A 12,988-nucleotide genomic window follows, 5' to 3' on the forward strand; every position below is an offset into this window, starting at 1 on the left:
CTAGTACCCGGAATCAGAGTTGATTGATACGGCGGCCCTTGAAACGGCGTTGACGGATCTTTTTCTTGGTCCAGACGAAGGGCTCGGCTTTGTCGTTGTAGGCGTTGACGTAGGCATCGATGTGTTCCTGAAGCTGCTTGAGGCTTGTGAAGGAGGTGCCGCTGAGCGACTGCCCCTGCAGGATTGAGAACCATACCTCGATCTGGTTGAGCCAGGACGCACTCGTCGGTGTGAAATGGAATTGCACATTGGGATGGGCCTTGAGCCAGCTCTCATTCTTCTTGTGGGTGTTGAGGTTGTCGAGGATGACGTGAAGCTTTCGGCCCGGAAAGGCCGCGGTGAGGCTGTTCATGAAATCGAGAAACTCGACACGGCGACGGCGTTTTGAATGCGTAGCGATGATCTTTCCGGTGGCGACTTCGAGCGCTGCAAACAATGTCGTGGTGCCATGCCGCTTGTAATCGTGGCTCTGGCCGGTCAAGGCGCGGCCATTGGGCAACTTCAGATAGCCCTGCGCTCGCTCCAAAGCCTGGATCGAGGGCTTCTCGTCCACGCAGAGCACAATAGCCTTCGCCGGCGGGGCGACGTAAAGGCCAACGACATCGGCGGCTTTGGCCGTAAAGTTCGGGTCGTTGCTCTCACACCAGGACTTGCGAGCCGCGAGGTCAATCTTGTGGCTGCGCAGGAACCGCCAGACATATTGGACGTCAACATCGCCTAGCGCCTCGGCCAGCAGAGGGCCGGTCCAGCGCGCAAACCCTTGCGGGGGCGGCTTATCCAGCAGCTTCAGAATCCGCTTGTCGGTCGTCTTCGTATAGATCGGCTGCTTGCCGGGCCGCGGCTTGTCTTGCAGCCCTTCAAGGCCTTGGTCGGCATAGCGATGCCGCCAAACGCTGACAATCCGCGGCTGGACCCCAACTTCCTTGGCGATCGACCGGGTGCTGCGCCCGTCCGCCGCTAACAGGACTATCCGCGCCCGCTTCAAATCGCGCTGCAATGTCATCGGTGAGCGACAACACGCCTCAAGCACCTTGCGATCTTTCCTCGAAAGGCGGACTTCTCTTGCTTCGGGTATCATCCCGACCTTGAATCACGACTCACGTTCCAAGAAAAGCGGGTACTAGCTTTTTCTCGGAACTATCGTCCAATGCGGCGGGGAAGGCGGGGTTCATCTCGCCGCTGACCAGTTGCTTCAACTCCGGGCTTGTCTTGGTGTGATCAGTGATCATCCGATCGGCGAACGGCTCGTTCGGTTGCCGGCGTGGATCGGTTGCATGCCGGCCAATGTTCGCCGCGGCTTTGCTGAACCTCTGCCCGAAGTAGGAACCGACCATTCCGGGATGGGTTGTCGCCGCGATCAGAACAAGGAGCCACGCCGTGCGCCTCGCTTCGTTCACGTTCCTTCATTTTCTTGCCCTTGTGATAACGGCAGCGTTCGGACCTAGCCTTGCCGTCGCGGCCGGTGATCCCGCGCATGGCGCTGTGATCTTCGTCCGTCAGTGCGCACTGTGCCACACCGTCGGCAGGGGCGAGCCAAATCGCTTCGGACCAAATTTGTTCGGAGTTACAGAGCGCAGAGCTGCCACAGCGCCGGGATATGACTACTCGCCGGAATTCATCACCATGGCGATCTGGACCTGGAGCCCTGATACCATCGCGTCATTTGTCGCAGCTCCTGGCCTGACCATTCCTGGCAACAAGATGTCGGTATTCCCTGGCGTTGCGGATTCCGACCTCGACGATCTCATCGCCTATTTGGCGGCCCAGAAATAGAGGAACCGATGCGACATTCGAGAGGTCTGCTCGTCGCCGTAACCTTCGTTCTGTCGTTCGCGGACCCAGTACCTCTGTCCGGACAGGAAACTGCTCAGCCCGCGCTGGTCGAGATCGACGCAAAGGATATCACCGGGGTCGTCAAGAGCGCGAACGGACCGGAAGGCGGCGTCTGGGTGATCGCCGAAACCAGGGATCTCGGCACACGCTTTGCCAAGGTGGTCGTCACTGACGAGGCGGGGCGTTTCCTCATTCCGGATCTTCCTGCGGCAGCTTATCAGGTTTGGGTCCGCGGCTACGGTCTCGTCGATTCGCCGAAGGTCGTCGCCGAACCTGGGCAGCGCCTGAACCTCGAAGCATCGGTTGCACCCGACCGTGCAGCGGCGGCGCAATACTATGCTGCGATATACTGGTTTTCCCTGCTGAGGCCGCCTGGTCCCGAAAAATTTCCCGGCACCGGACCCAACGGAAACGGCATCCCGCCCCAATTCAAGACCCGCGAGCAATGGCTCGACGTCATCAAGACCAATGGCTGCGGCAATTGCCATCAAATCGGAAATTATGCGACGCGCACAATGCCGCCGGCCTTCGACCATTTTCAATCCAGTATCGCGGCGTGGGCGCGGCGTCTGCAGTCCGGGCCTGGCGGCAGCACCATGGTGCGCACCATGGGCCGCTTGCTGACGCCTGATGGCGGGCATCTGGCGGCGCTGGCGGACTGGACCGATCGCATTAGGGCAGGCGAGCTCCCGAAGAGCGCGCCACCACGGCCAAGTGGTATCGAGCGCAATCTCGTCGTTACAGTGCGCGACTGGCTCGATCCGAAGCACTACCTGCATGACCTCACTGCGACGGACAAGCGCCAGCCGACCGTGAATGCGAACGGCCCCCTCTACGGCGCGACCGAGCTCTCCACGAATACGATGCCGGTGCTCGATCCCTTGCGCGACATCAAGCGCGTTGTCCCCGTGCCGGTCCGCGAGCCCGACCGGACGCCGAGTTCGTCGCTGGCCAATTTAGTGTTTGCATCCTCGCCGTATTTCGGGCGCGAGCAGGTGTGGGACAGCCAAGTCAATGCGCATTCACCTGTTATGGATCAGGATGGCCGCATCTATTTCACCGCACAGGCGCGGCCGCCGACAGAAGTGCCGGCTTATTGCGGCAAGGACTCGTCGCTTCGTTCCGCCCAGCTCTATCCGCTGACGACGAAGCCCGAGGGGTTCAGCCAGAACTCGCGGCAGGTGACCGTGTATGATGCCGGGAGCGGCAAGTTCACCTTTATTGACACCTGCTTCGGCACCCAACATCTGAACTTCGCCGAGGACGAAGCGAATACGCTCTGGTTCAGCAACAATACGCAGGGCAAGAACGCAGTCGTCGGCTGGGTCAATACGAAGAAATTCTGGTCGACCGGCGATGCAGCGGCAGCGCAGGGCTGGACCGCGCTCGTGGTCGATACCAACGGCAATGGTAGGCGCGATGAAAACTACAACGAGCCGGGCCAGCCGGTCGACCCGCACCGGGACACCCGCATTCCGTTCGGGCTCTACGGTATCTCCGTAAGTCCACTCGACGGCACGATCTGGGGCTCGAGCCTGCCGCATCCAGGTTACATCGTGCGCATTAATCCCGGACCGAATCCACCCGACACGGCGCTCGCCGAACTCTACAAGGTGCCGCTGCCCGGCTATGGCATTCGCGGCATGGATGTCGATCGCAACGGCGTGGTGTGGGTGCCGCTCGACAGCGGTCATATCGGAAGCTTCGACCGTCGCCTGTGCAAAGGGCCGCTCAACGGTCCCGGCGCCGAGATCGGCGACAGGTGTCCCGAAGGCTGGCGCTTCTATCCGCTGCCTGGACCGCCATTGGAGGGGACGATAGGGGCGGCCGAGAACCCCTATTATCTCTGGGTCGATCAGCATGACATTCTCGGACTCGGCGCGAACACACCGATTGCCACCGGCAACCAATCGGATTCTCTGCATGCGCTGGTGGACAGTCACATCGTCGAGCTACGTGTTCCCTATCCGATGGGCTTCTTTGCCAAGCAGATCGACGGGCGGATCGACGACCCCACGGCGGGCTGGAAAGGCCGCGAACTATGGGTAACCTCTGGCAACCGCACTCCATTCCATGTTGAGGGTATTGATGCGCCGCATCCGGGAGCGCCGGGAACGACCGATGCCACACGGGCGAGTCCGATGGTCGTGCAATTCCAGTTACGTCCAAGTCCGCTGGCTCACTGAATCGGATTCGTGCGGAACATCAGGATCGAGGGAAGGGAGGCGGACCAATTCAGCTGAAATAGGAACCTTCGCAACTGGCCAACAACGTGCATTTCCTCTGATTGGGGGACACTGAGCGGGTGCGGCGTTTACGTTGCACGTGCCGCGGCCACACGTTTTGGTTCGATCCATGCAAGCCGCAACTGCTGTCGGTGAGCGAGAGGAACGGCGCTTCCGGCAAATCATTGGACCGATCAATCCAACTCCTCCTCTTCGCCCGGCAATCCAGAATAACCGCTCCGTCCGTGTAAGCTCGATGGACCTTGAACTCCGCATCGCGAAGCGCGGAGCGATGTCAGTCAACTGATCAGGCCATGGGGAACGCTCGGTCAGCGCCGTCGAGCGCCTGTGAAACGGTGGGCTCATCGCCGTTCTACGCAGCAAGTAGGGAGGGGCTCTGCAATTGACGCTCGCTACGGCTGCGTACGTCGCGATTACAGCTCAAGGTGCACCTGGCAATGGACGCGCTCGCAGCGGTTGCAGAAGCTCGTGACGCTAGTTTCATCGCAGTGATGCGCGCGGTAGTGATGCGCGCGGCCCCCAAACCTTAGCAACGAATGCTGGCGCTGGCCGTTGGCCGGACATCGTCGGGACGTGGACCCCCGGAAGTTCCGTTCCGCCTCGATCATGGAATGCCAGGATGGACGAGTGCAATCAAAGCCAGGAAGCCGCGATCGAGATGATACCGATCGATTACGGTAGTCATACAACTTGAGAGCGGAGGAACCGCAATGACGATGACATATTCTCGCGCGTGGTTCGACGACCGCAGCCATGAGCTCGACGACCGCGGCTATTTCGTAGCCCCGCTCGACGATCTCGTGACGTGGGCGCGTTCGGGATCCCTGATGTGGATGACCTTCGGGCTCGCCTGCTGCGCGATTGAGCAGATGCAGGTGTCGATGCCGCGCTACGACATCGAGCGCTTCGGCGCGGCACCGCGCGCCTCGCCCCGTCAGTCGGACGTCATGATCGTTTCGGGAACGCTCTGCAACAAGATGGCTCCCGCCCTGCGCAAGGTCTACGACCAGATGCCGGAGCCGCGCTACGTGATCTCGATGGGCTCCTGCGCGAACGGCGGTGGCTACTACCATTATTCCTACTCGGTCGTGCGTGGCTGCGATCGCATCGTCCCGGTGGACATCTACGTGCCGGGCTGCCCGCCTACCGCCGAGGCTCTGCTCTACGGCATCATGCTATTGCAGAAGAAAATTCGCCGGACCGGCACGATCGAGCGATAGATCCTGATCCAGCGAGCGGCGTGTCGAACAGGCTCCGCGTCCAGATTAGAAAAGAAAGGTGTCCAGCATGAAGATTACGACTTTCAAGGACATGTACATCGCCGAGCTCCAGGAACTGGCCAGCGTCGAGAGTCAGCTTTCAGCGGCTTTGCCGAGCATGGCAGAAGTCGCATCGCACCCGTCGCTGAAGGATGCGTTCAACCGTCATGCGCGCGAGACCATCGTGCAGGGCGAACGGCTGAAATCGCTGCTCAGGATGCATGGCGCCGATCCGGGCCTGCACACCGACCAAGCCATGCAGGCGCTGATCGGCGAGACAGCCAAGATGGTCCCGCTTGTACTCAACGACGATCTTCGTGACGGCGCGCTGATCGCGTCAGCGCAAAAGCTTGAGCATTACGAGATAGCGGCCTATGGCAGCGCGGCTGCGCTCGCGGGCCAGCTTGAGCTGCGCAACGATCAGCGTCTGCTGCACGACTCCCTGGAGGAAGAGCGGCATGTAGACACGCTGCTGACGATGCTCGCGAAGGGTGAGATCAACCAGGATGCCCTGGCGGCGTAATCGAGCCATCAGAGCGGTTGGGCGTGATTGGAACCGACGCGTCCCTTCGGGCCGGCTCCCGCGCACAGTCCGGCGTCAATCCGGCGCTATCTTGGAACTAGTGCGGCACCGCATCATTAGCCATGGACTGCGATCTCGCTGTTTCAACCCGAGACACGTCTCCAACCGAGGTATTCGCATTGGATACCCAGACGAGAAAGCGCGGCCTCGCCGCCGAGAAGCCCGCGAAACCTGAGGCCGATCGCGGAGCAAGCGAAAGGCAAGAGATTACGGACAAGCGGCGATCGATCCGCGACCGATTGCGCGAGCATTGGCTGGTCGTAACCGTTGCGGGCTGTCTCGCTCTGATCGCAATCGTCGGGGCTACCGGCTACTGGCTCGAGATTCGCGATTACGAATCGACGGATGATGCTTTTGTTGCCGCGCGCAGCTTTTCGATCGCGCCGAAGGTCGGGGGCTATGTCGTCGACTTACCGGTCACCGATAACCAGCATGTCAAGGCGGGCGATGTGCTCGCCCGCATCGACGAGCGCGACTACAAGATCGCCATCGACCAGGCGCAAGCACAGGTCGCAGTGGCGCAAGCCAACATTGACAATTATCAGGCTCAGATCGACAGCCAGCACCAACAGATCGATCAGGCGAAAGCTCAGCTCGATCAGACCCAGGCCGCGCAAGGGTTCGCGGAGCAGGAAGAAGCACGTTCATCGGATCTGTTGAAAAAAGGTGCCGACACGGTTCAGCATGATCAGCAGAATCGGTCCAATCTACAGCAGGCGCAGGCCAACACGTCGCGGGCCAAGGCCGCCCTGATCGCAGCCGAGCTTGGGATCAAGACGCTGGAAGCGCAGCTCGAAAGTGCCCGTGCCTCGCTGCAGCAGGCGCAAGCGCAGTTCGATCAGGGAAAGCTCAATCTTGAATACACGCACGTTACTGCGGCTCAAGCCGGGCGCGTCGTCAAGCTCACTGGTGCCATCGGTACCTACGCGACTCCAGGTCAAAGTCTGATGATGGTCGTGCCGGACGATATCTGGGTCGTCGCCAACTACAAGGAGACGCAGCTCGCCGACATGCGCCCGGGTCAACGGGTCGACTTGTCCATCGATGCCTATCCCGGTCGCATGATCACGGGCCATGTGGATTCGGTGCAGCCCGGCTCGGGCACTGCCTTCAGCTTGCTGCCTGCGGAGAACGCCACCGGCAATTATGTGAAAGTGGTGCAGCGCGTGCCGGTCAAGATCGTGGTCGATCACTGGCCTGACGATCTTGCCATCGGACCGGGCATGTCGGTCGTACCCTGGGTCAAGGTCCGGTGACTGACACCACGCACCACGGCGCTGCGGGTGGCTGGTCGCCGGAACGCTCGGCGGCCGGCGGACATAGTCCCTACCTGATTGCCTTCGTGGTCTCGATCGCGACCTTTATGGAGGTTCTCGACACGACCATCGCCAATGTTGCGCTGCGCTACATTGCAGGCGGCCTTGCGGTAGGCATCGACGAGAGCACCTACGTCATCACAAGCTACCTCGTCGCCAATGCGATCGTGCTATCCATCTCCGGCTGGCTGTCGACCGTGATCGGCCGCAAGCGCTTTTACATGATCTGTGTCGCGACCTTCGCGTTAGCCTCGCTGCTGTGCGGGCTCGCCTGGAGTCTGACAGCGCTGGTCGTATTCCGTGTGCTCCAGGGGCTGGGAGGCGGTGGCATGGCGACCAGCGAGCAGGCGATCCTCGCCGATTCCTTTCCGCCGGAAAAGCGCGGTCAGGCCTTTGCGATCTATGGCATTGCAGTTGTTGTTGCGCCGGTCGTCGGTCCCACGCTGGGTGGCTGGATCAGTGACACCTATTCGTGGCATTGGGTGTTCCTGATCAACGTACCGATGGGATTGATCTCGCTGGTCCTGGTGGGAGCATTGGTCAGCGAGCCATTCGGTGCGGAAGCGGAGCGCAGAGCCATGCTCAGACAGGGCCTTCGTGTCGACTATGTTGGCTTTGTCCTGATTGCAATTGGATTGGGTTCGCTCGAATTCGTGCTCGACGAAGGCCAGCGCAACGACTGGTTCGGCTCCAGCTTGATCACAGCCTTTGCCATTGCTGCAGCATTCAGCCTGCTTGCGTTTGTCGTATGGGAGATCCTGCAAGACGATCCGATTGTCGACATCCGCCTTCTGGGCCAGCGGCAATTCGGCGCGTGCTTTCTCGTGATGCTCGGCACGGGTGCTATCGTGATTGCCACGACCCAAATACTGCCGCAGCTCCTGCAGGCCGAACTGGGCTATACGGCCTATCTGGCAGGTTTGGTGCTATCGCCCGGCGGACTTGTAACGATGGCGATGATGCCGATCACGGGATGGCTAATCGGCCATGTGCAGCCGAAATATTTGCTGGTGGCCGGCTCTGCCATTGCGGCGTTCTCGATGTGGCATCTGACCGGAATCACTGGCGAGATAAGTTACGGATATGCTGCGATGTCGCGCATCTATCTGGCATTCGGCCTTCCTCTCCTGTTCCTTCCAGTGACGACCGCGTCCTTTGAAGGGATTCCGCCGGATAAAACCAATCAGGCCTCGGCGCTGATGAACGTCGCCCGCAATTTCGGAGGCTCGATGGGCGTTGCGCTGGCTCAGACAGTTCTCGCCCAGCGGATGCAATTCCATCAGAGCCGGCTCGTCGAGCACATTGCACCGCCCGATCTCGGTTACCAGCAGACGCTCGAGGCGATGACGCGATTTTTCGAGGCACAGGGATCGAACGCCTCCGATGCAGCGGGTCAGGCGATTGCATGGGTTGGACAGACGTTGCAGCAGCAGGTCGATCTCCTAGCCTATATCGACGTCTTCCGTTCGCTGGCGATCGTCGGCGCCCTCATGATCCCGATTTCGCTGACGCTGAAGTGGATCGACTTGAGAGGGCCGGCGAGGGGGCATTGACCCCGGGCCGATCGAATTCATCCGACCCGAGAGGCAAGAGTCACCAGCGCCTCCGCGGCGGGCTCGACCAAATGGAACGAGGTGATGGGCCCGACGCAGCGCTCGTGAGGGTTCCTATTCGTACGTCGCAAGCCCATTCAGGATTTCTCTCTTCTTTCGCGAGGATCACGCTCCTGCACCATTCGGGTATTGGTGTCGAGCTGTCGTTCCTCGCGCGGGCTGAACCAGCCGGCACGGTGTATCGCGTAAATCAGGACAATCGCCAGGACGATTGTCGGGATTCCATAAGCTATCCAATAGAGCATCGTTAGCTTCCTCCATGACTGTCCATGGGGTGAAGAAGAAGCGGGCTATTCGTTCCTAGATGTTGGATGCCGGCCTGATATTGGAGGGGGGCGGCGAACCGCTTGCCTCGTTGCCGGGCATGAACGCGCAGCACGTCATAAGACCTCGCTGCCGCGCTGAGCTGATCGGGCACACGCTGAACCGCGTTCCTTCCAGGCGATCCGCGCCCAACATTAGGATCCGGGTGACCGATGCCTCTCCCTATTAGGCGGATCGCCGACGCCAGCAGAACGGACCAGTTTCCAATATTGGGTCCACCCATCAGTTCAGCGGTGGTAGGCCGCCAACCGCACGCCGCCCGTTCGCTTCCAGCACCGCTATTGGGCCCGCAGCATGATCGGCTGGCGCCACTTGGCACGGCCCAACGATGCCCACTTTGCAGTCGATATCGGGCTCGATGACGGGCTGTTCGAGAAGATCGATCGGATTGAGCTGAGCCGCACCAGCGGCGAGTCGGAGCCGTGTGCGTAACGGCATGTCAACAAACCGGATGCCTGTACTGTAAACGAATGTTCTCGCGGATCGTAAAGTAGAGTGATCGGGGTCCTCGATTGGGAATTGTCGACGCTGGGCCATCCGCTTGTCGACCTTGCCTTCAACAGCCAGGCCTGGCGCATGGCGCCGGACGAGAACGGAGGGCTGCTCGGCTGTCCGCTCGCGGAGATGGGCATTCCGGCTGAAGCGGAATATCTCGATCACTACTACGAGCTTTCCCGCGCGAGCGAGCGGCTCACGGCCTTTCATCAGGTCTTTGCGATGTTTCGCGGGGCGGTTGGAAGTGCTGGCGTTGCGGCCCGAGGCGATCTGGGCAACAGCGTCTTGCCGGATGCCGCGAATGTGGGGCGGCATCTCGCGCACGCCTATGCGACACGCGGCATGGCATTGATCGCGAACGATCCCTGAGCATGGCGGAGCAGCCGATGATGAATGTCGATGAGGCGATCCGCCGTCGGCGCTCGGTGCGCGGCTTTCTTCCGCGCGAAGTGCCCGAGGCGGCCCTACGGGAGGTCTTTGCGATCGCTCAACATGCGCCGTCCAATTGCAACGTGCAGCCTTGGACGCCCCATGTGGTGTCGGGGGAGAACCTCAAACGCCTTCGTGAAGCCCTCGTCGCAGCCGGAATGCGCGACGAGCCGATCAAGCCGGACTGGCCGGCAGACGGCAAGTATTCCGGCATCTATCGCGAACGTCAGGTCGGTGCCGCGCAGGCGCTGTATGGCGCGATGGGCGTTGCGCGAAGCGATAAGGCGGGACGCAAGCTGGCCTACGTCCGCAACCATGCATTTTTCGATGCGCCGCATGCCGTCTTCATTTTTATGCCGGAGCCGTTCGATACGCGAGAGGCGACCGATATCGGCATGTACGCCCAAACCCTCATGCTGGCGTTGACGGCGCGAGGCATCGGCTCCTGTGCGCAGGGCGCGCTCGGCCTGTTCCCCGATATCGTCCGCAAACAGCTCGACATTCCTGACAACTACAAACTGCTGTTTGGCATCTCGTTTGGCTATGAAGACGATGGCGTTCACGCCAACGCAGCGCGCGTCGATCGGGCTCGGATCGATGACGTCGTGCGCTTTCATCGCTGAGGATGGCCGAGTTTAACGAGAGGAGTTCGCCTTGACGGGACCCTTGCAAGGTTTTCGTGTCGTGGAGATGGGAGGCATTGGACCCGCGCCATTTGCTGGCGCGCTACTCGGCGACCTCGGCGCGGATGTGGTGCGGATCGACCGAATAGCGAAACCGGGAGCCGAACTCGATTTGCCGGCGCGGTTTGACTTCTACAATCGCAACAAGCGCTCGGTGGCACTCGATCTAAAGAGGCCGCAGGCAATCGCCACTGTGCTGAAACTCGTCACCCAAGCGGATGCACTGATTGAAGGGTTCCGTCCTACGGTCATGGAGCGCCTTGGGCTCGGCCCTGAAGCGTGCCACGCCGTGAACCCGCGCTTGGTCTATGCTCGTATGACTGGATGGGGACAGGAAGGACCTCTGGCGCAGGAGGCGGGACACGACATCAACTACCTCGCTTTGACCGGTGCGCTGCATTGTCTTGGTGATGCCGATCGACCACCGCCGCCTCCGCTCAATCTCGTTGCCGACCTCGGGGGCGGCGCACTCTATCTTGTCGTCGGTGTGCTTTCGGCGGCCATGGAGGCCCGGCAATCGGGGCGGGGACAGACCGTCGATGCTGCGATGATCGATGGCGTGACGCACCTGATGTCGGCATTCCAAGCGTTCCGTCAGCACGGAAGCTGGACCGAGCGGCGAAACGATAACATCGTTGATGGTGGCGCACCGTTTTACCGCACCTATGAAACCAAGGACGGAAAGTTTGTCGCGGTCGGCGCGATCGAGCCCCATTTCTACGCCAACTTGCTGCAGGTTATGGAACTAAAGCCGGATGGGCTGCCAAGGCAGGGCGATCGCTCAACATGGCCGGAGATGCGGGAGCGCTTTGCCATGGTCTTTGCCGAACGAACCCGCGATGAATGGGTGGCCGCAGCAATCGGGCGCGACGCCTGCCTTGCGCCGGTCCTGTCGATCGATGAGGCGCCATCGCATCCGCAGATGGCTGCGCGAAGCGCATACGCGGTGTTTGATGAAGTTCGGCACCCCGGACCGGCTCCGCGCTTTTCGCGCGCGCGATCCGAACTCAGCCGATCGCCGCCAGGGCCCGGGCGCGATAGCCGGGCTGTGCTGACCGATTGGGGTATTTTGCCGGAGAGATCGGCGATCTTCTGGCGGCTGGGGTGTTGGCGAACCGGCAATAGCCAGCGAGCAATGGGAGTTGGTAGCCTTGGGAACTCGAGGTGAAAGTCAGCGATCTAGTACCCGGAATCAGAGTTGATTGATACGGCGGCCCTTGAAACGGCGTTGACGGATCTTTTTCTTGGTCCAGACGAAGGGCTCGGCTTTGTCGTTGTAGGCGTTGACGTAGGCATCGATGTGTTCCTGAAGCTGCTTGAGGCTTGTGAAGGAGGTGCCGCTGAGCGACTGCCCCTGCAGGATTGAGAACCATACCTCGATCTGGTTGAGCCAGGACGCACTCGTCGGTGTGAAATGGAATTGCACATTGGGATGGGCCTTGAGCCAGCTCTCATTCTTCTTGTGGGTGTTGAGGTTGTCGAGGATGACGTGAAGCTTTCGGCCCGGAAAGGCCGCGGTGAGGCTGTTCATGAAATCGAGAAACTCGACACGGCGACGGCGTTTTGAATGCGTAGCGATGATCTTTCCGGTGGCGACTTCGAGCGCTGCAAACAATGTCGTGGTGCCATGCCGCTTGTAATCGTGGCTCTGGCCGGTCAAGGCGCGGCCATTGGGCAACTTCAGATAGCCCTGCGCTCGCTCCAAAGCCTGGATCGAGGGCTTCTCGTCCACGCAGAGCACAATAGCCTTCGCCGGCGGGGCGACGTAAAGGCCAACGACATCGGCGGCTTTGGCCGTAAAGTTCGGGTCGTTGCTCTCACACCAGGACTTGCGAGCCGCGAGGTCAATCTTGTGGCTGCGCAGGAACCGCCAGACATATTGGACGTCAACATCGCCTAGCGCCTCGGCCAGCAGAGGGCCGGTCCAGCGCGCAAACCCTTGCGGGGGCGGCTTATCCAGCAGCTTCAGAATCCGCTTGTCGGTCGTCTTCGTATAGATCGGCTGCTTGCCGGGCCGCGGCTTGTCTTGCAGCCCTTCAAGGCCTTGGTCGGCATAGCGATGCCGCCAAACGCTGACAATCCGCGGCTGGACCCCAACTTCCTTGGCGATCGACCGGGTGCTGCGCCCGTCCGCCGCTAACAGGACTATCCGCGCCCGCTTCAAATCGCGCTGCAATGTCATCGGTGAGCGACAACACGCCTCAAGC

General features: G+C 60.8%; 12 protein-coding genes and 2 pseudogenes. 10 read left to right on the plus strand and 4 right to left on the minus strand.

Going from position 1 to position 12,988, the window contains the following annotated elements; translation table 11 throughout:
• Nucleotides 1–13 precede the first annotated feature (13 nt).
• Both AS156_RS38055 and AS156_RS43650 read right to left on the minus strand, forming a co-directional pair.
• Nucleotides 14–1,078 carry an IS630 family transposase gene (locus AS156_RS38055; RefSeq protein ID WP_066503481.1) on the minus strand — a complete coding sequence of 355 codons (1,065 nt, stop codon included), beginning with the start codon at nt 1,076–1,078 and terminating at the stop codon, nt 14–16.
• A gap of 19 nt (nt 1,079–1,097) precedes the next feature.
• Nucleotides 1,098–1,397, minus strand: coding sequence for a DUF305 domain-containing protein (locus AS156_RS43650; protein ID WP_201456182.1), 300 nt, complete (start codon nt 1,395–1,397; stop codon nt 1,098–1,100).
• On the opposite strand from AS156_RS43650, the gene AS156_RS38065 reads away from it, so the two are divergent.
• The 6 genes and pseudogenes from AS156_RS38065 (at nt 1,378) to AS156_RS38090 (ending at nt 8,790) form a co-directional block, all read left to right on the plus strand.
• Nucleotides 1,378–1,773: a c-type cytochrome gene (locus AS156_RS38065; RefSeq protein WP_066515344.1), complete on the plus strand. Its 396-nt coding sequence runs from the start codon at nt 1,378–1,380 to the stop codon at nt 1,771–1,773. The genes AS156_RS43650 and AS156_RS38065 overlap by 20 nt on opposite strands.
• 8 nt (nt 1,774–1,781) lie before the next feature.
• A complete protein-coding gene (locus tag AS156_RS38070) occupies nt 1,782–4,019 on the plus strand; it encodes a hypothetical protein (protein ID WP_066515346.1) in 2,238 nt (745 codons plus the stop codon).
• Nucleotides 4,020–4,825: 806 nt separating this feature from the next.
• Nucleotides 4,826–5,299 (plus strand): annotated as a pseudogene (locus AS156_RS38075) (NuoB/complex I 20 kDa subunit family protein); the annotation flags it as partial.
• Between the two features lie 67 nt (nt 5,300–5,366).
• Nucleotides 5,367–5,861 (plus strand): YciE/YciF ferroxidase family protein, encoded by a 495-nt coding sequence (locus AS156_RS38080; protein ID WP_066515349.1) that lies wholly within the window; start codon nt 5,367–5,369, stop codon nt 5,859–5,861.
• Nucleotides 5,862–6,040: 179 nt separating this feature from the next.
• Complete coding sequence (locus AS156_RS38085; protein WP_066515351.1) at nt 6,041–7,177, plus strand: HlyD family secretion protein; 1,137 nt, start codon at nt 6,041–6,043, stop codon at nt 7,175–7,177.
• Complete coding sequence (locus AS156_RS38090) at nt 7,174–8,790, plus strand: DHA2 family efflux MFS transporter permease subunit (RefSeq protein WP_066515352.1); 1,617 nt, start codon at nt 7,174–7,176, stop codon at nt 8,788–8,790. Before AS156_RS38085 ends, AS156_RS38090 begins: the two co-directional genes overlap by 4 nt.
• Nucleotides 8,791–8,927: 137 nt before the next feature.
• On the opposite strand, the gene AS156_RS43180 is transcribed toward AS156_RS38090, so the two are convergent.
• Complete coding sequence (locus tag AS156_RS43180; RefSeq protein ID WP_160331196.1) at nt 8,928–9,095, minus strand: hypothetical protein; 168 nt, start codon at nt 9,093–9,095, stop codon at nt 8,928–8,930.
• A gap of 328 nt (nt 9,096–9,423) precedes the next feature.
• Here AS156_RS43180 and AS156_RS46210 point away from each other — a divergent pair.
• From AS156_RS46210 to AS156_RS38105, 4 genes and pseudogenes are all read left to right on the plus strand, one after another.
• A pseudogene (locus AS156_RS46210) lies at nt 9,424–9,519 on the plus strand (NAD-dependent protein deacetylase); the annotation flags it as partial.
• Nucleotides 9,520–9,669: 150 nt separating this feature from the next.
• Nucleotides 9,670–10,038 (plus strand): hypothetical protein, encoded by a 369-nt coding sequence (locus AS156_RS38095; protein ID WP_066515353.1) that lies wholly within the window; start codon nt 9,670–9,672, stop codon nt 10,036–10,038.
• Between the two features lie 2 nt (nt 10,039–10,040).
• Nucleotides 10,041–10,721: a nitroreductase gene (locus tag AS156_RS38100; protein WP_201456184.1), complete on the plus strand. Its 681-nt coding sequence runs from the start codon at nt 10,041–10,043 to the stop codon at nt 10,719–10,721.
• 31 nt (nt 10,722–10,752) lie between these two features.
• The gene (locus tag AS156_RS38105) at nt 10,753–11,949 is read left to right on the plus strand and encodes a CaiB/BaiF CoA transferase family protein (protein WP_082747962.1); all 1,197 of its coding nucleotides are present in this window, start codon (nt 10,753–10,755) and stop codon (nt 11,947–11,949) included.
• Between the two features lie 24 nt (nt 11,950–11,973).
• Here AS156_RS38105 and AS156_RS38110 read toward each other — a convergent pair.
• On the minus strand, nt 11,974–12,988 hold a 1,015-nt coding region (locus tag AS156_RS38110; RefSeq protein WP_082747544.1), incomplete at its 5' end, for an IS630 family transposase.

The sequence above is a fragment of the Bradyrhizobium macuxiense genome (assembly GCF_001542415.1).
Lineage (GTDB): Bacteria > Pseudomonadota > Alphaproteobacteria > Rhizobiales > Xanthobacteraceae > Bradyrhizobium > Bradyrhizobium macuxiense.

What these genes read in the sequence shown, in the direction of transcription:
- AS156_RS38070 (WP_066515346.1), top strand. Translation starts at nt 1,782, where the DNA reads ATGCGACATTCGAGAGGTCTGCTCGTCGCCGTAACCTTCGTTCTGTCG.
- AS156_RS38080 (WP_066515349.1), top strand. Translation starts at nt 5,367, where the DNA reads ATGAAGATTACGACTTTCAAGGACATGTACATCGCCGAGCTCCAGGAA.
- AS156_RS38100 (WP_201456184.1), top strand. Translation starts at nt 10,041, where the DNA reads ATGGCGGAGCAGCCGATGATGAATGTCGATGAGGCGATCCGCCGTCGG.
- AS156_RS38055 (WP_066503481.1), bottom strand. Translation starts at nt 1,078, where the DNA reads ATGATACCCGAAGCAAGAGAAGTCCGCCTTTCGAGGAAAGATCGCAAG.
- AS156_RS43180 (WP_160331196.1), bottom strand. Translation starts at nt 9,095, where the DNA reads ATGCTCTATTGGATAGCTTATGGAATCCCGACAATCGTCCTGGCGATT.